Below are 21,308 nucleotides of genomic sequence, written 5' to 3'. Positions count from 1 at the left end.
CAGTTGACCGGTACTAATAAGCCGAGGGCTTAACCACACCATATTTGATGGTTTGCGTCCACTGTGTGATTCACAGCAAACGAACAACCACCCCCTACCCGGGGCACATGCTTGCCGGGGTGGGGTTGCTGGTTCGGGGTTTGTTGGTAAGTGTTTCGGTGGTCATAGCGGTGGGGAAACGCCCGGTCTCATTCCGAACCCGGAAGCTAAGCCCTCCAGCGCCGATGGTACTGCACTCGGGAGGGTGTGGGAGAGTAGGACGCCGCCGGACTCAACGTGAAGAAATGGCCCACCCCTGACGGGGTGGGCCATTTCTGCATTCCCGATCTGGTACCCCCGCAACCCACAGGCACGGGCGGGCGCCGGCTGCACCGGAACCACCTTCTGCTTGCTGCCAGCCCGGCTTATGCCAGCCCGACTTATGCCAGCCCGACTTATGCCAACTCGACTTGTGCACGATTGCCTTGTCGGACCGGGCACGTGCCAGGCCCGGCCTGTTCAGCACCCGGCCTGTTCAGCACCCGGCCTGTTCAGCACCCGGCCTGTTCAGCACCCGGCCTGTTCAGCACCCGGCACCTCCAAGGCACCTTGCAGACCGACTTGCGGCGGCCGGCCTACGCGCGGACACCATTTCCGCCGCGGCCCACGCCGCAACCTCACACAACCCCCTCATCCCCCGCCCCCTACCTGCTCTCTTCCAAACCACAACTCCCCACGCTGCCGGTCGGCGCTGCGTGCGTGGGGAGGTGCGGTTCGGTCCGTGCCGCATCTCCGCACGCTGCCGGTCGGCGCTGCGTGCGTGGGGAAGTGCGGTTCGGTCCGTGCCATAACACCGCACGCTGCCGGTCGGCGCTGCGTGCGTGGGGAGGTGCGGTTCGGTCCGTGCCATAACACCGCACGCTGCCGGTCGGCGCTGCGTGCGTGGGGAGGTGCGGTTCGGTCCGTGCCACAACTCCGCACGCTGCCGGTCGGCGCTGCGTGCGTGGGGAGGTGCGGTCCGGTCCCCGCCATAACTCCGCACGCTGCCGGTCGGCGCTGCGTGCGTGGGGAAGTGCGGTCCGGTCCCTGCCGCAACTCCCCACGCTGCCGGTCGACGGTGGACGCGTGGGGAGGTTTGGTTTGGTGCGTGCCGTAGGTTCACACGGCTGGGCGCGTGGGGAGCTCTGGCTTGGTGCTTGCCGTACGTCGACACGGTGCCGAGCGGCGCTTGGATCGTGTGGGGAAATCGGCGGGGGCCCGCCGTAAGGCCACACGCGGCGGCCGCCGCTACTCGCGGGTCTGGGCCTCGGCGCGGATCTCGCGGAGCAGCGCGGCGGAATCCGCCTCCGAGCGGTTCGGGAACATTGCCAACGCCAGGCTGCCGTGGTCCGCCCAACCGCACACCGCCATGTTGCCGTCGCCCGAGGCGGTCGTCCCGCACTTCATCGTGCCGCCCAGGTCGCCGGTCGGCACCTCGTGCAGGCCGGTGACGGCGCCCTCCTCGTCGGAGATCAGCTCGAATGCGGTGTCCAGGTCGCTGCCGGGCGTCCAGATCAGCGTGGTGCCGCCGAAGAACAGTACGCTGCGGTTTGCGGCGGCCGGGTCGGTGTAGACGGCGCCTACCGTTTCGTCGAGGTCTACGTCGGCGGCTATCGCGTTGGTCAGGTACTCCGCGGTGGTCTGGGCGTTGGCGCTCTCATCCAGCTTGAGACCGGCGACCTGCGGCGGCACGGTGAGGGTGGCGTCCTTCTGTGACGTGATGCGCCAGGCGGTCCAGCCGATGACGGCCGCGCCGGCCAGGCCGAGGACCAGCAGAACACCGAGCACGATCAGCCGGGTCCGTGACACCGGGCCCTGCGGCTTGGCGTCGTCGTCGCCGGCCTCGGAGCCGGACAGCGCGAACGGCTCGTCGGCGACGTCGACCGGCTTGGGCTCACTGGGACCGGCGGTGCTCTCGGACATCCGGCGAGCGTAGCAACGGCACCCGAGACCACCGACGCGAATCCGCCGATGCGAGGAGTGGTAAGAGGGGCGGAGACGCCAGCGCAGGTCTCTCGGGTGGGCTCCGTAGACTTGTCGGGTGACCGATGCAACCGACACCCGTACCCCCGACAGCCGGCCGACCGGTGGCCTCTCCGCTCAGTATCAGCCGGGCGAGGTAGAGCAACGGCGGTACGAGCGTTGGGTAGAGGCCGGCTACTTCACCGCGGACTCCGCGAGTGAGAAGCCGCCGTTCACCATTGTCATTCCGCCGCCGAACGTTACCGGCTCGCTGCACATGGGGCACGCGTTCGAGCACACGCTGATGGATGCTCTTACCCGGCGGCGGCGGATGCAGGGGTACGAGGCGCTCTGGTTGCCGGGCATGGACCACGCCGGCATCGCCACCCAGAACGTCGTCGAGCGGCAACTCGCGGCGCAGAGCCTGTCCCGGCACGACCTGGGGCGGGAGAAGTTCGTCGAGCGGGTCTGGCAGTGGAAGGCCGAGTCCGGTGGGGCGATCCTCGGGCAGATGCGCCGGCTCGGCGACTCCGTGGACTGGAGCCGGGAGCGCTTCACCATGGACGAAGGGTTGTCGCGCGCCGTCCAGACGATCTTCAAGCGGCTGTACGACGACGACCTCATCTACCGCGCCGAGCGGATCATCAACTGGTGCCCGCGGTGCCTCACGGCGCTGAGCGACATCGAGGTGGAGCACACCGACGACGACGGCGAGCTGGTGTCCATCCGGTACGGCGAGGGCGCGAACTCGATCGTCGTGGCGACCACGCGGGCCGAGACGATGCTCGGTGACACCGCGGTGGCGGTGCATCCGGAGGACGAGCGGTACCGGCACCTGATCGGGACCGAGGTCGAGCTTCCGTTGACCGGGCGGCGCATTCCGATCGTGGCGGACGAGCACGTGGACCCGGCGTTCGGTACCGGTGCGGTGAAGGTGACCCCGGCGCACGACCCGAACGACTTCGAGATCGGCCAGCGGCACGGGCTGCCCAGCCTGACGATCATGGACGAGCGCGCCGTGGTCACCGTACCCGGGCCGTTTGAGGGTCTTGATCGGTACGAAGCCCGGCCGGCCATCGTGGCGGCGCTGCGTGAGCAGGGCAGGATCGTCGCGGAGAAGCGGCCCTACCAGCACTCCGTCGGGCACTGCGCGCGCTGCAAGACCACCGTGGAGCCGCGGCTGTCGCTGCAGTGGTTCGTCAACACCAAGCCGCTGGCCAAGGCGGCCGGCGACGCGGTGCGGGACGGCCGGGTGACGGTCGAGCCGGCCGAGTTCACCAAGCGGTACTTCGCCTGGGTCGACAACATGCACGACTGGTGCATCTCGCGTCAGCTGTGGTGGGGGCACCGGATCCCGGTCTGGTACGGCCCGAACGACGAGGTGGTCTGCGTCGGCCCGGACGAGGAGCCGCCCACCGGTGCGGGCTGGCGCCAGGACGAGGACGTACTCGACACCTGGTTCTCCTCGGGGTTGTGGCCGTTCTCCACGCTGGGGTGGCCGGAGCAGAGTGCCGACCTGACCAAGTTCTATCCGACCAGTGTGCTGGTCACCGGGTACGACATCCTGTTCTTCTGGGTCGCCCGGATGATGATGTTCGGCCTGTACGCGATGGACGGTGTGCCGCCGTTCCACACCATCGCGCTGCACGGCATGGTGCGCGACCAGCACGGCAAGAAGATGTCGAAGTCGTTCGGCAACGTGGTGGACCCGCTGGACTGGATGGACCGGTTCGGTGCCGACGCCACCCGGTTCACGCTGGCCCGGGGCGCCAACCCGGGCGCGGACGTGCCGGTCAGCGAGGAGTGGTGCCAGGGCTCCCGGAACTTCTGCAACAAGCTGTGGAACGCCACCCGGTTCGCGCTGATGAACGGCGCGACGGTGGCGGGTGAGCTGCCGCCGTCCGACGAGCTGTCCACGGTCGACCGGTGGATCCTGTCCCGCCTGCAGCACGTCACCGCGGAGGTCGACGAGCAGTTCGAGACGTACGAGTTCGCGAAGATCTGCGACACCCTGTACCACTTCGCCTGGGACGACGTCTGCGACTGGTACGTGGAGCTGAGCAAGCCGGTGCTGGCCGGTGGCGGCGAGGCGGCCGACCGGACCCGACGGGTGCTCGGGCACGTGCTGGACCACCTGCTGCGGCTCCTGCACCCGGTGATTCCGTTCGTCACCGAGGAGCTGTGGACCGTGCTGACCGGCGCGGAGACGGTGGTCACCGCGGCCTGGCCGGCGACCGAGACGGCGCGCATCGACGACGCCGCCGAGGAGGAGGTGGCGGCGCTGCAGAAGGTCGTCACCGAGGTCCGGCGGTTCCGTTCCGACCAGGGACTGCGGCCCGGCCAGCGGGTCACCGCCGCGCTGACCGGCCTGGGCAACGTGGGCATCGACGTACACGAGGCCCTGATCCGTTCGCTGGCCCGGCTGGACCGGCCGGCGGCCGACTTCGCCGCGACCGCGACGCTCGCGGTGACCGGCGGGATCACCGTCGACCTGGACACCCGCGGCACCATCGACGTCGGGGCGGAACGGGCCCGGCTGGAGAAGGACCGGGCGGCGGCCGAGAAGGAGGCCGCGCAGTGCCGGGCGAAGCTGGGCAACGAGGCGTTCGTCGGCAAGGCACCGGAAGCCGTGGTCGCCAAGATCAAGGATCGGCTGACCGCGGCCGAGTCGGACCTGACGAGAATTACCGCCGCCCTCGACGCGTTGCCTTCCACGTGAGTACCTATCCCGAGGTGATCGCCGCGCTCGACGGGCGCGGCTTCACCCGCATGGCGTTCGACCTGCAGAAGATCCGCGACCTGATGGACGTGCTGGGCAGCCCGCAGCGGGCGTACCCCTCGATCCACCTGACCGGCACCAACGGCAAGACGTCGACGGCCCGGATGATCGACAGCCTGCTCCGGGCGCACGGCCTGCACACCGGCCGCTACACCAGCCCGCACCTGGAGACCGTCCGGGAGCGGATCAGCCTGGACGGGGAGCCGGTGTCCGAGGAGCGGCTGGTCGCCGTGTACGACGAGGTGGCGCCGCTGGCCGAGCTGATCGACAAGCAGGTGGCGGAGCCGCTGACCTACTTCGACATGACCACGGCGCTGGCGTACGCGACGTTCGCCGACGCGCCGGTGGACATCGCCGTGGTGGAGGTGGGGCTGGGCGGCGAGGAGGACGCCACCAACGTCATCGAGGCCGGCGTCTGCGTGCTCACCCCGATCGGCCTGGACCACACCGAGTGGCTCGGCGACACGATCGAGGACATCGCCTGGGCCAAGGCCGGGATCATCCACAACGGGGCCACGGTGATCACCGCACTCCAGGACGAGGACGCGATGCGGCCGATCCTGGAACGCAGCGCGGACATGGGCGCCACGGTGGCCCGCGAGGGCAGCGAGTTCGGCGTGGTCCGGCGGGACATCGCGGTCGGCGGCCAGATGCTGGCCCTGCAGGGTCTCGGCGGCGTGTACGACGAGATCTTCCTGCCGCTGTTCGGCGCACACCAGGCCCAGAACGCCGCACTGGCACTGGCCGCGGTGGAGGCGTTCCTCGGCGCCGGCAAGGACCGGCAGCTCGAGGTCGACCTGATCCGCGAGGGCTTCGCCATGGTCGACTCGCCGGGCCGGCTGGAACGGGTCCGCAGCGCGCCGACGATCCTGCTCGACGGCGCGCACAACCCGCACGGCATGGCCGCCACGGTGAAGGCGCTGGAGGAGGAGTTCGCGTTCCGGCACCTGGTCGCGGTGGTCGCGGTGCTCGGCGACAAGGACGCCGAAGGGCTGCTCGACCTGCTGGAACCGGTGGTGGCCGAGCTGGTGGTGACGCAGAACAGCTCGCCGCGGTCGATGCCGCTGCAGGAACTCGCCCAACTGGCCACGGAGATCTTCGGTGAGCACCGGGTCACCGTCGCCGACACCATGCCGGACGCCATCGAGGAGGCCGTGGTGCTGGCCGAGTCGAACACCGACGGCGAGCACAGCGGCGTCGGCGTCCTGGTCACCGGATCGGTCGTCACCGTGGCCGACGCGCGGAAGCTGCTGAAGAAATGACCGAACCCCGGCCGTCGGGGCTGCGGAACCCCGAGGCAGCGGTACGCGGACTCGGCGCCGGGACGCTGATCCTGGAGGCGATCGTGCTGCTGCTCGCCATCCAGCCGATCCGGATCCTCGGCGGCGACCTCGGCGGCTGGGGAGTCGGCGCGGTCGTCACGCTGGCCGTGCTGGCGGTCCTCCTGGCCGGCCTGATGCGGCGCCGGTGGGCCTGGCACGGCGGCACCGCGCTGCAGGTCCTGCTGCTCGGCGCCGGGCTGTTCCACTGGTCGCTGACCGCGCTGGGACTGATCTTCGGCGCCGCCTGGGCGTACGCGATGTACGTCCGCCGTACCATCCTGGGCCCGCGCTGACGCCGGTCAGCGCGTGGCCCGCCACTCGGTGATCGCGACGGTGTGGCCGTCCGGGTCGAGGAACGCGGCGGCCCACAGCTCCAGCTTGCCGCCCCGGTTGACCGCACGCGGGCCGTGCTCGAACCGGACGCCCTTGGCCTGCAGGTCCTCGTGCACCGCGGCCAGGTCGCCGACCTCCAGGTTCAGGTGGACGAGGCGGCCGGCCTCGGGCGAGAGGCTGTGCACGGTACGCAGCACCAGACGGGTGTCCCCGGACGCCAGGACCGCGCTGTCCGCACCGCGGTCGATCTCGAAGAAGCCGAGCGTCTCCCGGTAGAACGCGATCGACCGGGCGAGGTCGGTGACCAGCACCGTGATGCCGACACCGTGGATCGCGCCGGCCGGCCCGGGACGGGCGGTGGGGTACGCGGTGATCAGCTCGTCGGCCCGCTCGTCCGGTTCGTAGCCGCGGCTCTCCAGGTCGGCCCACGGACCGCGCTGCCGGGGGGCGGTGCCGTTCTCCGAGGTGTCGCGCGGTGTCGCGGGAGGCTCGGAAGGGGGGTCGGCCGGGGTGTCGTCGCGGGACTTGCGGGTGGCGGCGAGGCCGGCGGCGGCCGCGGCGGCCACGGCGGCGGCTCCGGCAGCGGCGGCTCCGGCAGCGGCGGCCTTGGCGATGCCGCTGCGCTGTTCGGGGACGGCCGCGTGCGCTCCGGCCTGGTTCTCGGCTCCGGTCCGGCGGCCGGCCCCGGTGGTCGCCGCGGATCCGGCTTCGGAAGCGGACCCGGACCCTTCGGAGGCCGGGGTGGACGAGCCCGCGGAGGCCGGGCTGGACGAGGCCGCGGACGTGGGGGAGGGTGCGGCTTCGGGTGCCGGGGCGGACGGTGGGTCGACGGGTGCGGTGCCCGTGTCCGGGGCGTCCAGGCCGCTGATCGTCGGGCGCCGGCCGATCTCGTCGTCCGCGCCGGTCCGCGGGGCCGGCGGCGGGGGTACCGGCTCGGACGCGGCCGGTTCCATCACGAAGGCCGGCCGGGGGCCGGCCGGGGCGGTGTCGGCGGGCGGCGGCGTAATGATGCCGTCGTCCACGGCGTCCCGGGCGGCCGGGGCGGTGAACTCCGGCGGTGCCTCCGGATCGCCGTCCAGCGGTAGGTCGATCTCCTCGTCGGCCGGAGCCGCTGCGGCCGGCCGACCAACGTCGTCCGGCCGATCGACGTCGTCCGGCCGATCGACGTCGTCCGGCCGATCGACGTCGTCCGGCCGATCGACGTCGTCCGGCCGATCGGTGGCGGCCGGGCGGTCGGGTCCGCCGGTGCCGGTGCCGCGGTCGGGTTCGGGGGTGTCGCGTTCGGGTTCGGGGGTGTCGCGGTGCGATTCGGCTGCGGCGGCGCCGGAGGGTGCTGCGTGCGTACCCTCGTCGGGGTCTGCCGTGGGCCTGGTCGCGGTGCGGTGCGGGCGCGGGCTGGGCCTGGTGCCGGGCGGCCGGGACGGGCCCGGAGCGGCGTCCGGTTCGGCGGTGCGGGCCCGGTGCGGCAGCGGGGGCGGGGCCTCGTCGTGGTCGACGAACTGGCCCTCCAGCACCGGCCCGGCGGGCGTCTCCCGGACCACCACGGTCGAGTCGTGCGGTTCGTCCAGGTCCAGGCCGGCCGACGGCGGAGACGGTTCGTCCGGTCCGCGGCCCCAGTCCCGGTCACGGTTGGCCCAGGGCGGAGGGTCCACGTCGCCGAGCAGGTCGTCGTCGACGAAGTCGTCCGGGGACCGGTAGGGCGGGGGTGGCGGGGGATCGCCGTCGTCGCCGCGGTCGGATGCCTGGTCCCAGTCGATCCGCACCCGGCGCATGTCGTCCACGTCCACGCTGATCGGCACCTGGTCGCCCGGGCTCGGCCATTTGACCACCGGCACGCGCGGGTCGCGGACCAGGACCTCGGTGGTCGGCAGGCCGGGCGCCACCACGACGAGCTGCAGCTCCGCCCGGCCGTAGGCGGCGGCCGAGCTGGGTGGCGCGGACACCGCCTTGACCTGGGCGTGTCCGGCGACCCAGGCGCGGGCGCTGCGGCGGGCCACGGTCACCATGCCGAGCGCGACGGCCAGTGCCAGCATGGCCGCGCCCAGGGCGACGATCGCCCAGCTCGACAGGCCGAGACCGAAAACCATCACAAAGAACGCGATGGTGCCCAGCACGGCGGCGACGAGTTTGCGCGCCGGCGCGATGGGTCGGCCGGTTTGGTTCGCCACTGTGGACCTCCCGGGTGTCCCTGTCAGGCTATGGGGCCGCCCGGTCGTTGCGAAAGGGAGGCCGGTCCGGGTCCGACGCGAGGCGGCGGCGGGGGTGTGCGGTGGTTGCCGCCTGCCGCGGGACCGGTACCGATAGGCTGACAGCCCGCGTGTCCGTTTCGCTCCTCCAGGAGGATCTTCGGTGTCCACCCCGCCCAGCGAGCGGTCGCTCGTGCTTGTCAAGCCCGATGCGGTACGCCGCGGCCTGGTCGGCGAGATCGTCGGCCGGTTCGAGCGCAAGGGCCTCGTGATCGAGGCGATGGAGTTGCGCACGATGGACGCCCCCTGGCCGACGCGCACTACGCCGACCACGTGGACAAGGCGTTCTACCCGCCGCTCAAGGAGTTCATGACCAGCGGTTCCCTGGTCGCCCTGGTGCTGGCCGGCGACGGGGTGATCGACGTGGTGCGGGCGATGATCGGGGCCACCGACGGGCGCAAGGCCGCCGCGGGCACGATCCGCGGCGACCTCTCGCTGTCCAACCGGGAGAACCTGGTGCACGCCTCCGACTCGCCGGAGAGCGCGAAGCGCGAGCTGGCGCTCTGGTTCCCCGGCCTGGTCTAGCCCTCCAGCGCGGGCAGGTCCATCCTCGTGCTGACCGCGAGGCGGTTCCACACGTTGATGGTGGCGATGGCGACCAGCAGGTTGCCCAGTTCGGTCTTGTCGAACTGCTGCGCCGCCCGGTCCCACACCTCGTCCGGCACGCCGTGTTCACCCAGTCGGGTGACGGCGTCGGTCAACTCCAGGGCGGCGAGTTCACGCTCGGTGTAGAGCGCGGTGGCCTCCCGCCAGGCCGCCACGCCGAACAGCCGGCGGCTGGACTCGCCCACCTTCAGGGCGTCGGTGCTGTGCATGTCGACGCAGTAGCCGCAGCCGTTGAGGATCGAGGCGCGCAGCTTGATCAGGTGCAGCAGGGTGTGGTCGACGGTGCGGCGGGCGTGCGTCTCCATGCCCATGACCGCCTGGAAAGCCTCGGGTGCGACGTCGGTGAGCGTCAATCGCGACACGGTTTCTTCCTCCTGGTCCAGATCCTTCGGTGACACGGACAGGACGAGACGACGTCGGGCAACGTGACAGTGATGCCGTTCACAGCGTGTCCAGGCTGGCGCGGCGGCGGGACTCCGCCTCGAACACCGTGAGCAGCGCGGCGGCCAGCACGGCATACGCCGCGCCGACCGCCACCTCCCGCCCGATCGCGGGCAGGGCGGCACCGATGCCCCGGCCGGCGGCGAGCACCCGGGCGGCCTCGGCGGCGTGTGTGATCGGCAGGAACCGGCCCGCCGCCGCCATCCAGCCGGGCAGCGCGGCGGCCGGCACGTTCACGCCGGTGAACAGCAGCAGCACGGCCACCGACACGTTCGACACCACCCAGATGTCGCGCAGCCGCAGGCCGACCGCTCCCAGGGCCAGCCCGAAACAGGCGCAGGACAGCGAACCCACCGCCAGGGCCAGCGCCAGGCCGGGCAGGGCGCCGGGCGGGACGCGCAGGCCGAGCAGCAGCGCACCCCCGGTCAGCGTGGTCACGGCGATCAACAGCCCGTTCCCCGCGTACGGGACGGCGCGCCCCAGGAAGATCGCGGTGCGGCTGCGCGGCGACAACAGGACGTGGCCCAGGGTGCCGTAGCGGCGTTCGTTGCCGACCGCCATCGTGCCGCCGAACACGCACGCCAGCGACGCGGCCAGCACCGCGTTGCCGACGATGTAGAAGCGGTCGTCGGCCACCTGCAGCTGCCGGCCCAGGTAGGCGAAGAACAGCAGCTGGAACAGCGGGCCGACGAGCAGCGTGCCGACGAACATGCCGGGCGTGGTCCAGTTGAACAGGGCGCGGTAGGCGATCACCCCGCCGACGGTGAGGAGCCGGAGGCCACTCATGCCAGCGCCAGGGTGGCCGAGGCGCGGGCGCGCCGTTCCACGTACGTCAGCGCGAACGCCCCCAGCACCGCGCAGGTCAGGCCGATGCCGACGCAGAGGGCGGCGGACGGCCAGACCGGCCCGCCGCCGGTGGCCTCGCGCAGCGCCCGGGCCGCCCAGGTGGTCGGCAGGGCCGCGGCCAGTGGCCCGGTCCAGCCCGGCAGCACGGTGATCGGAACCAGCATGCCGGACACCAGCCACACCGGATACTCCAGCGTGTTGGCCAGCGCGTTGGCGTTGCGCAGCAGCACGAACGTGGCCGCCAGCAGCAGGCCGAACAGACCCAGCGACAGGATGCACGCCGGTGCCACCACGGCGAACGCGACCGGATGGGCGAAGTCGAGCCGGATGCCGTACAGCAGGCGTCCCCAGAGCAGCGTGGCGAGGATGGCGTAGGTGCCGGTCAGCGCGGTGGCGAGGGTGATCGGCACGAGCACCAGCGCGGGCCGGCGTGGCGCCAGCATGATCATCTCGAGGGTGCCCTGCCAGCGCTGGTTCTGGATCGCGGCGCCCGACCCGAACAGCACCGACGACCAGACCCCCATCATCCCGGCGCCCACCGCGGCGTCCAGCAGCCGGTCCCCGGCGCCGCCGGACCGGAGCAGGTACACCGCGAGGGTCGCCTGCACCACCGGCACGACCAGGCTGATCGCGATCTCGAGCGGTGACCGGCTGAGGTGCTTGGCGTGCAGGAGCGCGCCGACCGCGATCATCCGGGCCGTCCTCATGACGGCTGCACGATCGCCACGTACGCGTCCTCGAGCGTGGGTTCGCGGGTGCCGACCCGTCCGGCGGCCCGGGCCCGCAGCTCGGCCGGCGTGCCCAGCGCCTGGATGGCGCCGTCCGCGATCACCGCGATCCGGTCGCACAGTTCGTCGGCCTCCGCCATGTAGTGGGTGGTCAGCAGCACCGTGGTGCCGGCCGCGGCCAGGTCCGCGACGGCGCCGCGCAGTTCCCGGGCGGCGACCGGGTCCACCCCGATCGACGGCTCGTCCAGGAACAGCACCTCCGGCCGGTGCAGCAGGCCGCGGGCGATGTGCAGGCGCTGGCGCATGCCGCGGGAGTAGCCCTCGACCCGCTCCCGCTCCCGGCCGGTCAGGCGGACCAGGTCGAGCAGTTCACCGATGCGCCGCTTCTGCTCGCGCGGCGGGACGCCGTACAGCTCGGCGAAGTAGCGCAGGTTGTCCAGCCCGGACAGCCGGTCGTACAGGCCACGGTCGCCGCCGAACACGTACCCGATGCGGCGGCGCACCTCGCGGGTGTCGGCGACCACGTCGTACCCGCACACCCGGGCCCGGCCGGAGGTCGGGATGAGCAGCGTGTTGAGCATCTTGATGGTGGTGGTCTTGCCGGCCCCGTTCGGGCCGAGCAGGCCGAACAGCTCGCCCCGCTCGATCGAGAAGGAGATGCCGCGCACCGCGTCCACCTCGGTGCGGCGGGCCCGGGCCCAGCCGGTGCGGCTGCGGTAGGTGCGGCGTAGATCCTCGGCTTCGACGGCGATCCCCATGCCGCGAACGGTAGGGACCGGGACCGGCCTAGGAAACGGATTCGGCGGCTCCCGAATCCAGCAGGGTGACCAGCGCCGTGCCGGTGGGCTCCAGGCCGTACAGCACCCGGCGCCCGGCCCGGCGGCGATGCACCACGCCCGCCGCCTGCAGCGCGGCGAGGTGCTCCGACACCGTGCTCGGGGCCAGGCCGAGCGCGGTGGCCAGGCCGGTGGTGGTGGCCGGGGTGGTCAGCGCCCGCAGCACGGTGGCCCGGCCGCGCCCGATCAGGACGGCGAGCCGGTCCGCGCGGTCCGCCGGCACCGGCGCCGGCCCGTCGGCCAGCACCGCGGCGCCGCGCGACTGGTACGTCACCATGACCACCTCGGGGTGGTCGCCGGAGCACATCAGCGCGCCGCGGGAGAAGATCAGCGGAACCAGCAGCAGCCGCTGGTTCACCGCCTCCATCGCGTGCTCCAGCGGTTTGACGAGCGTCAGCACCGGCCGCTCCCAGCGGATCCGCTCGTGCAGCCGGGACAGCAGGGCGTCCGGGCCGTCCGCGGCCAGGGCCCGGGCCCGGAGCAGCACCTCCTCGTCCAGGGCGGCGCGCATGGTCGGCCAGTACGGCGCGAGGGCGGCGTCCCAGTAGGCGGCGAGCCCGTCGGCGAGCCGGTCGAACGCGGCCACCGGGTCGGTACGGAACGGGCGCAGGAAATCCGGTTCGCCGTCCGGATAGTGCTTCGTGAACTGCTCCTCCACCAGGTCGGCGGGCGTCTCCCGGAGCGCGTCCAGTTCGTCGGTGATGGTGGGCAGCGCACCGGGCGGGATGCTGGAGAACAGGTCGGGCGAGACCGCGCCGAGCCGGAAGTACAGCTGCACGGGCGCGGTGGCCGGGTCGGTGCGCAGGATCCGCCGGGCCCGCGCGGCCCAGCCGTCGTACGGCCACGGCACCACGTCCGGGTTGCGCTGCAGCAGGGCCAGGCCACAGACCAGTTCGTTGAGCGGGCTGATCGCGATCCGGGTGCGCGCCAGGGTCGGTTCGTCGATCTGGATGCGGATCACCCGTACGAGTTTAGGCATCGTCCACCTGCCGACGGTCCGCCTGTCACGTGCGGCCGGTACTCCGTACCCATGACGTCCATCGACAGACGAACCTTGTTGCGTGCCGGCCTGGCCGGCGGTGTGGCCGGCACGTTCCTCTCCAGTCCCGCGTTCGGCTGGAAGCCCAGCGGGCGGCCGGTGCTGACGCACGGCGTGCAGAGCGGCGACGCCACCGCCGACGCGGCGGTGGTGTGGACCCGGGCGGACCGGCCCGGCCGGCTGTGGGTGCAGGTGAGCCGGCGCCCCGACTTCCGCGGCGCCCGGCTGGTCCGCGGCCCGGTGGTCACCCCGGACACCGACTTCACCGGCAAGTTGCCGCTGCGGAACCTGCCGCCCGGCTCGCGGCTGTACTACCGCGCCCGGGTGGAGAGCCTGGACCGGCCGGGACTGTTCAGCGAGCCGCTGGGCGGGGAGTTCCGGACCGCGCCGGCGCACCGGCAGGACATCCGCTTCGTGTGGACCGGCGACGTGGCCGGCCAGGGCTGGGGCATCGACCCGGCGTACGGCGGCATGCGGCTGTTCGCCGCGATGCGCGCCCGGCGGCCGGACTTCCTGCTGCACAGCGGCGACACGGTGTACGCCGACGGGCCACTGCCGGCCACCGTCGCGCTGCCCGACGGCCGGACCTGGCGGAACCTGGTCACGCCGGAGAAGTCCAAGGTCGCCGAGACGCTGGCGGAGTACCGCGGGCAGTACGCGTACAACCTGCTCGACGAGCACTACCGCCGGTTCGCCGCCGAGGTGCCGCAGGTCAACCAGTGGGACGACCACGAGGTGACCAACAACTGGTACCCGGGGGAGATCCTGGACGACGCCCGGTACACCGAGAAGCGGGTGGACGTGCTGGCCGCGCGGGCGCAGCGGGCGTACCACGAATGGTTGCCCACCCCGCAGGCGTCCGGGCCGCTGTACCGGCGGCTCGCCCATGGCCCGCTGCTCGACGTGTTCGTGCTGGACATGCGTACCTTCAAGGACCCCAACGACGGCAACACCTACCCGGACCCGGACCGGGGCCTGCTCGGCGCGCGCCAGCGCGACTGGCTGATCCGCGGCCTGCGGTCCAGCCGCGCCACCTGGAAGGTGATCGCCGCGGACCTGCCGATCGGGCTGGTCGTGCCGGACGGCGCGGCCGCGCAGGAGGGCATCGCGCAGGGCGACCCGGGTGCGCCGCTGGGCCGGGAGCTGGAGATCGCCACCGTGCTGCGCGCCGCACATCGGCACGGCGTCACCGGGATCGTGTTCCTCACCGCCGACGTGCACTACACCGCCGCGCACCACTACGACCCGGCCCGGGCCGCGGTCCGCGACTTCACCCCGTTCTGGGAGTTCGTCTCCGGGCCGGCGCACGCGGGCGCGTTCGGGCCGAACGCGCTGGACGGCACGTTCGGGCCGAAGGCGGTGTTCGTCAACGCCCCACCGGCCGCGAACACCTCCCCGGCGGACGGTTTCCAGCACTTCGGCGAGGTGAACATCGACCGGGGCGGCAGCCTGCGGGTCGACCTGCGGGACCGGGACGGCGCCGCGTTGTGGAGCACCACGCTGCCGGCGCCGTAAGTCGGATGAAGGAATCCGGGGGTGGCCGGTATCGTTGTGCCCTGCAGGCGACGAACCGGCCATCACCGGGGAGCCTCCGGAAGAACGGACCCCTGTCCTTGTGAAGACGGGGTCCCAGTAGAACCGGGCGGACACCGGACCGCGCAGCATCCGGCGACGAGCGGGCGGGATTCCCCGTCAAGCGAGGTGGTACCGCGGGCGTGAGCTCGTCCTCGCAGTCGAACCTGAGCTGCGAGGAGAACGATGGCCTACCCGAAGCACACCGACGCCGCCGGCGTACCGGCGAGCCCCGACCTGCCCGCCGTCGAGCGCGCCGTGCTGGAGCACTGGCAGGCGGACAAGACGTTCGAAGCCAGCGTCGACCAGCGCCCGGCCGGGCAGAACGGCAGCAACGAGTACGTCTTCTACGACGGGCCGCCGTTCGCCAACGGGCTGCCGCACTACGGGCACCTGTTCACCGGGTACGTCAAGGACGTGGTCCCGCGCTACCAGACCATGCGCGGCCGGCACGTGGAGCGCCGCTTCGGCTGGGACTGCCACGGCCTGCCCGCCGAGGTGGAGGCGGAGAAGCAGCTCGGCATCACCACCAAGGCGCAGATCGTGGCGCTGGGCGTGGAGCAGTTCAACGACGCCTGCCGGACGTCGGTGCTCGCGTACACCCAGGACTGGGAGCGGTACGTCACCCGGCAGGCCCGCTGGGTGGACTTCGCCGACGACTACAAGACGCTCGACCCGGACTACATGGAGTCCGTGATGTGGGCGTTCAAGACGCTGCACGACAAGGGCCTGGTGTACGAGGGCTTCCGGGTGCTGGCGTACTGCTTCCGGTGCGAGACGCCGCTGTCGAACACCGAGACCCGGATGGACGACGTGTACCGGGACCGGACCGACCCGGCGCTGACCGTGCGGTTCCGCCTCGACACCGGGGAGGACATCGCGGTGTGGACCACCACGCCGTGGACGCTGCCGTCCAACCTGGCGCTGGCCGTCGGCCCGGACATCGAGTACGCGGTGCTGGAGAAGGACGGGCAGAAGCTGCTGCTCGGCGCCGGCCGGGTGGGTGCCTACGCCAAGGAACTCGAGGGGTACGAGCAGACCGGCACCGTGCTGGGCCGCGACCTGGTCGGGCGCCGGTACACGCCGCTGTTCGACTACCTCGTCGAGCCCGGCGGCGAGAACGCGTTCCAGGTGCTCGGCGCGGACTTCGTGACCACCGAGGACGGCACCGGCGTGGTGCACATGGCGCCGGCGTTCGGCGAGGACGACCAGCTGGCCTGCAACGCGGCCGGCATCCCGACCGTGGTCACGGTGGACGACCACACCCGGTTCACCGCGCTGGTGCCGGACTACCAGGGCGTGCAGGTCTTCGACGCGAACAAGCCGATCATCGCGGCGCTCAAGGAGCGAGGCGTGGTGCTGCGGCACGACGGCTACACGCACTCGTACCCGCACTGCTGGCGCTGCGACACCCCGCTGGTGTACAAGGCGGTGTCGTCCTGGTTCGTCGCGGTGACCCGGTTCCGGGACCGGATGGTCGAGCTGAACCAGCAGATCACCTGGACCCCGGCGCACATCAAGGACGGTTCGTTCGGCAAGTGGCTGGCCAACGCGCGGGACTGGTCGATCTCCCGGAACCGGTTCTGGGGCTCGCCGATCCCGGTGTGGAAGTCGGACGACCCGCAGTACCCCCGGGTGGACGTCTACGGGTCGATGGCCGACCTGGAACGGGACTTCGGTGTGCGGGTGACAGATCTGCACCGTCCGCACATCGATCAGCTCACCCGCCCGAACCCGGACGACCCGACCGGCCGGTCGGTGATGCGGCGCGTGCCCGAGGTGCTGGACTGCTGGTTCGAGTCCGGGTCGATGCCGTTCGCCCAGGTGCACTACCCGTTCGAGAACAAGGACTGGTTCGAGCACCACTACCCGGGCGACTTCATCGTCGAGTACATCGGCCAGACCCGTGGCTGGTTCTACACCATGCACGTGCTGGCCACGGCGCTGTTCGACCGGCCGGCGTTCCGCAACTGCCTGAGCCACGGCATCCTGCAGGGCGAGGACGGCCGGAAGATGTCCAAGAGCCTGCGCAACTACCCGGACGTGTACCAGGTCTTCGACACGCACGGGTCGGACGCGATGCGCTGGATGCTGATGTCGTCGCCGGTGCTGCGCGGCGGCGACATGCCGGTCACCGAGGTGGCGATCCGGGACGCGGTGCGGCAGGTGCTGCTGCCGCTGTGGAACGTCTGGTACTTCTTCAGCCTGTACGCGAACGCGGCCGGCTACGAAGCCGGGTTCCGCAGCGACTCCACCCACCTGCTCGACCGGTACGTGCTGGCCAAGACCGGTGAACTCGTCGCGGACGTCGAACGGCAGATGGACGAGTACGACATCTCGGGCGCGTGTGCGTCCGTCCGGTCGTACCTGGACGCGCTGACCAACTGGTACGTGCGGCGCTCGCGGGACCGGTTCTGGGCCGGCGACGCGGACGCGTTCGACACCCTGGCCACGGTGCTGGAGACGCTGTGCCGGGTGGTGGCGCCGCTGGCACCGCTGACCGCCGAGGAGATCTGGCGCGGACTCACCGGCGAGCGGTCGGTGCACCTGACCGACTACCCGTCGCCGTCCGGCTACCCGGCCGACCACGAGCTGGTCGCGTCGATGGACGCGATCCGCGACGCGGCGTCGGCGGCGCTGTCCCTGCGCAAGGCGCGCGGGCTGCGGGTACGCCTGCCGCTGGCGAGGCTGACCGTGGCGACCGGGCCGGCGGCGTCGCTGGCCGCGTTCCGGGACCTGCTGTCCGATGAGGTCAACGTCAAGGACGTGGTGTTCACCGACGACGTGGCGACGTACTGCGAACAGGTGTTGACCGTGGTCCCGCGGGCCCTCGGCCCGCGCCTCGGCAAGCAGGTGCAGCAGGTCATCAAGGCGGTCAAGTCCGGCGACTGGGAACTGGTCGACGGCGCACCGGTGGCCGCCGGCGTGACCCTGCAGGAGGGCGAGTACGAGCTGAAGCTGGTGGCCGCGGACGCGGAGAACTCGGCGCCGCTGCCGGCCGGTGCCGGTGTCGTCGTGCTGGACACCGCGGTGACGCCGGAACTGGCCGCCGAGGGCCTGGCGCGCGACGTGATCCGGGTGGTGCAGCAGGCCCGGCGCGACGCCGACCTGGACGTGTCGGACCGGATCGCGCTGACCGTCGCGGCCTCCGGGCCGGTGACCGCGGCGGTCGAGGCGCACCGGGACTTCGTGGCCGCCGAAACGCTGGCCACGTCGCTCACCCTGGGCGACGCGACCGGCGGGTTCGCCGGTGAGGTCGGCGACGGCGAAACGGTAACGGTGACGGTCACGCGCGTGTGATACGTGCCTCCCGGCCCGGACATTTGCCGCCCAAGCGGTGAATGTCCGGGCCGCCGCACCAAGATCAACGCGGATTTCCGGGGTCGCGTCCGATAACCTCACTTCGCCCCCCACGTTCAGTCCCCGACCGGAGGAACCCGTTGCCGCTGCTCTACTCAATCGGCAAAGTCACTGTCGGCAAGGCACTGATGTCCGGCTGGCGGCCGCACGTCGAGGGACTCGAGCACATCCCCGCGACCGGCGGCGCCATCTTCGCCGGCAACCACCTCTCGGTCGCCGACGAACTGTTCCTCGGCGCGGTCGTACCCCGGCACATCGCGTTCTGGGCGAAGGCCGAGTACTTCGCCGGCAGGGGCATCGGCGGCATGTTCACCAAGGGACTCATGCACGGCCTCGGCGCGATCAAGGTGGAACGCGCCGGTGGCCGCGCCGCGCTCACCGCGTTCGACGGCGCCATCCCACTGCTCCGCGGCGGTGACATGGTGGCCGTCTACCCCGAGGGCACCCGGTCGCCCGACGGCCGCCTCTACCGCGGCCGGACCGGCGTGGCCCGGCTGGCGGTGGCGGCCGGGGTGCCGATCGTCCCGGTCGGCATGCTCGGCACCGACAAGGTGCAGCCGATCGGCCAGCCGTACCCGAAACTGCGGCGCAATGTGATCACCGTCCGCTTCGGCAAGCCGATCGAGACCACCGGCCGGGCCGACGACCGCACCTCGCTGCGCGCGCTGACCGACGAGGTCATGGCGGAGATCCAAAAACTGACCGGCCAGGAGTACGTGCCCCGCTACGCGCCGCCGCGCACCACCACACCGCCGACCGCCGAGTAGGCGCGTTCAGCCGCGGGTCGGTGTCGCATCGTCGGCCGGTAGGGATGCGGGTCGGTGTCGCATCGTTGGCCGGCGGGTTGGCGCGTTCAGCCGCGGGTCAGCACCGCATTTCGCAACACGCCGGTCAGTTCGGCGCTGTCCGCCACCGACCGTCGGGTCAGCAGCACCGTGGCGAGGCTGCCGTGGTCGGCCCAGGCGCACGCCACCACGACCCCGCCGCCGGCTCGGCCGACACCGCAGCGCTCGTGCACCCCGGACTCACCGGCGTCGAACCGGGAGACGTCGCGCAGGTCGTACGCGGCCACGAGCCGGTCCACCTCCGCCTCCACGTCGGACTGCGGATGGAACCGGAACCCGGTGGTCACCGCGATGGTGACCCGCTTGCCGTCGGAGTCGCGGTACACGCCCGCGTACACGTCGCCGGAACCGGACTCCCGCAGCCCGTCGGCGAGCCGGTCGGCGGCGCGGCGGCTGGCCCGGTCGTCCCGCAGGCTGAGGTCCGCCACGGTGTCCGGCAGCACCGCCGACACCGGGTGCTGCCCGGCGGCCGGCCAGGTGAAGTAGGCGGGAATGCCGCAGCAGCAGGCGATGCCCGCCAGGGTGAACAGGGCCAGGCGGCGGGGCCAGCGGCGGCGCCGGCGTGGTGGCGGCGGGAGCGGGCGTTCGGCCGTTGGGCGCCGGGTCACGGGAGGCGGGGCGGGCGGGCCGACCCGGCCGCGTTTGCCGCGCGGGGCCGGGGCGCCGCGGCGGGTAGCCGGCGGGGCACCGCGGAACGCCGGGGGCGGGCCGGGTGGCGACTTGGCCGGTGGGCCGCCGCGGAACCCGGGTGGTGGGCCGCCCCGGAACCCGGGCGTTTGGCCGCCGCGGGACGTGGCCGGCGGGCCGCCGCGGAACGCGGGTGGGGCGCCGCCGAAGGCGGGTGGGCCGCCGCCGAAGGCGGACGGGTCGCGTCGGTACGCCGGGAGTGCGCCGGCCTGGGACGCGGGTGCCGGCGGGCCGTCCGGGCGGGGGGTGACCGGGAGGCGGTTCACCGAGGGGGCCGGTTGCGGCTTGGCGCGCCGGAAGCCCCAGCGGCGCTTCGGTGGTGGTGGCTCGGTCGGGGGCGGGGCGGCCAGGGGGAGTGCGGCCGGGTCCGGCCGTGCCTCCTGGGCCGGTGTGGTCGCGGCCGCCGGCCCGTCTACCCGGGTCTTGGGCGGCCCGTCCATCCGCGTCGGGGGCGGCCCGTCGATCCGCGTCTTGGGCGGCCCGTCGATCCGGGTCTTGGGCGGCCCGTCGATCCGGGTCGGGGGCGGGGCGTCCGGTCGGTCGATCCGGGTCGCCGGCCTCGGGTCTGGCTGGCCGGCCCAGGCGGGGAACGGCGGCTGGTCCATCCGGGTCGGGGGGAGCGGCTGGTCCGTCCCGGACGGCGGGAGCGCCTGGTCGAGCCGGGTCGGTGGCATCGGTTCCAGCGGCGTCAGCAGGTCCCACGGGGTGTCCTGTCCGGCCCAGGGGTCGACGGCCGGCGTGGTTCCCCAGTCGTCCTCCGGCTCGGGGTCGGGTGGCGCTGTCCGGCGTAGTGACCACCAGGGCCGCTTGGGGGCAGCCGCCGGCACCGGGGCCGACCCGGCCCAGCGCACCGGCGCGTCCGCGGTCACGGCGGCGATGCCGTCCGGCGGCGTGGCGTCGCGCACCGGCCCGTTGTCCCTGGCCGGCCCGTTGTCTCTGGTAGGCCCGTTATCGCTGGTCGGCCCGTTGTCTCTGGTCGGCTCGGTGTCCATGGCCGGCCCGGCGTCGCCCGACAGACCGGTGTTCTTGGCTGGTTCGGGGGCGCGAGGCGGCCCGCCGTTCCGGGGCGGCTCGGTGTCACCCGGCGGGGTGGCCGCGGCAGACGGCGTCGGGTCACCCGCCTGGGTGAAGCGGTCCGGTGGCGCGGCACCGGTGTCGGCGGGGACGGCCGGGACGCTGCCGCCACCGGGCGGGGTGTCTCCGGACCGGGCGCCGGTGGCGCCGGGATGGGCGGTGTCGCTTCCGGTACCGGCGGCGGACCCGGTGGGGACGGCCGGGGTCCGCGCCTCGGCGGGCCGTGCGGCATCGGCCGGCGTTCGCGCGCCGGTGCGCCCGGCCGGGCCGGCCGAATCGACACGGGTGGGCTGGGTGTTTTTCCCGGTATCGACACGGGTGGGCTCGGTGTTCTTCCCGGTATCGACGGGGGAGGGCCCGGCGTTCTCCCCGGTGTCGATGTTCTCCCCGGTGTCGATGCGGGTGGGTTCGAGGCGGGCCGCGGCATCGATCCGGGTGGGCTCGACCGTGGCCCGGACGTCGGCCCGGCCGGGTGCGGCGCCGGTGGCGCCGGCGGCAGGGGAGGGCCCGGCCGCCGGAATGTCATCCGGCTGCTGGTCGGCCATCCGTCGATCTCCCTCCGACGCCCCGGATCGGGCGTCTTCCCCCAGGCTAGAAACGCTCCGCCACCCGGG

14 protein-coding genes, 1 rRNA gene and 1 pseudogene are annotated in these 21,308 nt (G+C 72.6%); 8 read left to right on the top strand and 8 right to left on the bottom strand.

Annotated elements, in window-relative coordinates; translation table 11 throughout:
* Positions 1-154 precede the first annotated feature (154 nt).
* Positions 155-271: ribosomal RNA gene (gene rrf, locus LDL48_RS34545) — 5S ribosomal RNA — on the top strand.
* Between the two features lie 995 nt (positions 272-1,266).
* Here rrf and LDL48_RS34540 read toward each other — a convergent pair.
* Entirely contained in the window at positions 1,267-1,941 is a 675-nt protein-coding gene (locus LDL48_RS34540; protein WP_225259337.1) for a hypothetical protein, read from the bottom strand.
* A gap of 118 nt (positions 1,942-2,059) precedes the next feature.
* On the opposite strand from LDL48_RS34540, the gene LDL48_RS34535 reads away from it, so the two are divergent.
* Genes LDL48_RS34535 through LDL48_RS34525 form a run of 3 tightly spaced genes read left to right on the top strand, consistent with a single transcriptional unit; the run spans position 2,060 to position 6,374 of the window.
* The gene (locus LDL48_RS34535) at positions 2,060-4,699 is read left to right on the top strand and encodes a valine--tRNA ligase (protein WP_225259336.1); all 2,640 of its coding nucleotides are present in this window, start codon (positions 2,060-2,062) and stop codon (positions 4,697-4,699) included.
* 50 nt (positions 4,700-4,749) lie between these two features.
* Positions 4,750-6,021 (top strand): bifunctional folylpolyglutamate synthase/dihydrofolate synthase, encoded by a 1,272-nt coding sequence (locus LDL48_RS34530; RefSeq protein ID WP_225259345.1) that lies wholly within the window; start codon positions 4,750-4,752, stop codon positions 6,019-6,021.
* Positions 6,018-6,374, top strand: a complete 357-nt coding sequence (locus tag LDL48_RS34525; protein WP_225259335.1) for a DUF4233 domain-containing protein — start codon at positions 6,018-6,020, stop codon at positions 6,372-6,374. The genes LDL48_RS34530 and LDL48_RS34525 overlap by 4 nt, the downstream gene beginning before the upstream one ends.
* Before the next feature lie 6 nt (positions 6,375-6,380).
* Here the strand turns inward: LDL48_RS34525 and LDL48_RS44770 are convergent, their stop codons facing one another.
* Entirely contained in the window at positions 6,381-8,582 is a 2,202-nt protein-coding gene (locus tag LDL48_RS44770) for a VOC family protein (protein WP_308016526.1), read from the bottom strand.
* Positions 8,583-8,763: 181 nt separating this feature from the next.
* Here LDL48_RS44770 and ndk point away from each other — a divergent pair.
* Positions 8,764-9,185, top strand: a pseudogene (gene ndk, locus LDL48_RS34510) (nucleoside-diphosphate kinase).
* On the opposite strand, the gene LDL48_RS34505 reads toward ndk, so the two are convergent.
* The 5 genes from LDL48_RS34505 to LDL48_RS44765 all read right to left on the bottom strand — a co-directional run bounded on the left by LDL48_RS34505 (position 9,182) and on the right by LDL48_RS44765 (position 13,078).
* Complete coding sequence (locus LDL48_RS34505; protein WP_225259334.1) at positions 9,182-9,628, bottom strand: carboxymuconolactone decarboxylase family protein; 447 nt, start codon at positions 9,626-9,628, stop codon at positions 9,182-9,184. The pseudogene ndk and the gene LDL48_RS34505 overlap by 4 nt on opposite strands.
* 79 nt (positions 9,629-9,707) lie before the next feature.
* Positions 9,708-10,493, bottom strand: a complete 786-nt coding sequence (locus LDL48_RS34500) for an ABC transporter permease (RefSeq protein ID WP_225259333.1) — start codon at positions 10,491-10,493, stop codon at positions 9,708-9,710.
* Entirely contained in the window at positions 10,490-11,260 is a 771-nt protein-coding gene (locus LDL48_RS34495; protein WP_225259332.1) for an ABC transporter permease, read from the bottom strand. Before LDL48_RS34495 ends, LDL48_RS34500 begins: the two co-directional genes overlap by 4 nt.
* Positions 11,257-12,039 (bottom strand): ABC transporter ATP-binding protein, encoded by a 783-nt coding sequence (locus LDL48_RS34490; RefSeq protein WP_225259331.1) that lies wholly within the window; start codon positions 12,037-12,039, stop codon positions 11,257-11,259. Before LDL48_RS34490 ends, LDL48_RS34495 begins: the two co-directional genes overlap by 4 nt.
* Positions 12,040-12,067: 28 nt before the next feature.
* Positions 12,068-13,078 carry an ArsR/SmtB family transcription factor gene (locus LDL48_RS44765; RefSeq protein ID WP_225259330.1) on the bottom strand — a complete coding sequence of 337 codons (1,011 nt, stop codon included), beginning with the start codon at positions 13,076-13,078 and terminating at the stop codon, positions 12,068-12,070.
* A 69-nt stretch (positions 13,079-13,147) separates the two neighbouring features.
* On the opposite strand from LDL48_RS44765, the gene LDL48_RS34480 reads away from it, so the two are divergent.
* The 3 genes from LDL48_RS34480 to LDL48_RS34470 all read left to right on the top strand — a co-directional run bounded on the left by LDL48_RS34480 (position 13,148) and on the right by LDL48_RS34470 (position 18,855).
* Positions 13,148-14,671, top strand: a complete 1,524-nt coding sequence (locus LDL48_RS34480; protein WP_225259329.1) for an alkaline phosphatase D family protein — start codon at positions 13,148-13,150, stop codon at positions 14,669-14,671.
* A 243-nt stretch (positions 14,672-14,914) separates the two neighbouring features.
* Positions 14,915-18,028, top strand: a complete 3,114-nt coding sequence (gene ileS / locus LDL48_RS34475; RefSeq protein WP_225259328.1) for an isoleucine--tRNA ligase — start codon at positions 14,915-14,917, stop codon at positions 18,026-18,028.
* Between the two features lie 140 nt (positions 18,029-18,168).
* Positions 18,169-18,855, top strand: a complete 687-nt coding sequence (locus LDL48_RS34470; RefSeq protein ID WP_225259327.1) for a lysophospholipid acyltransferase family protein — start codon at positions 18,169-18,171, stop codon at positions 18,853-18,855.
* Positions 18,856-18,941: 86 nt separating this feature from the next.
* On the opposite strand, the gene LDL48_RS34465 is transcribed toward LDL48_RS34470, so the two are convergent.
* Positions 18,942-21,239 carry a hypothetical protein gene (locus LDL48_RS34465; protein WP_225259326.1) on the bottom strand — a complete coding sequence of 766 codons (2,298 nt, stop codon included), beginning with the start codon at positions 21,237-21,239 and terminating at the stop codon, positions 18,942-18,944.
* Positions 21,240-21,308: the final 69 nt, after the last annotated feature.

The organism is Jidongwangia harbinensis (assembly GCF_020216025.1).
Classification (GTDB): domain Bacteria; phylum Actinomycetota; class Actinomycetes; order Mycobacteriales; family Micromonosporaceae; genus Actinoplanes; species Actinoplanes harbinensis.
This window is presented reverse-complemented; position numbering and strand designations above follow the sequence as displayed.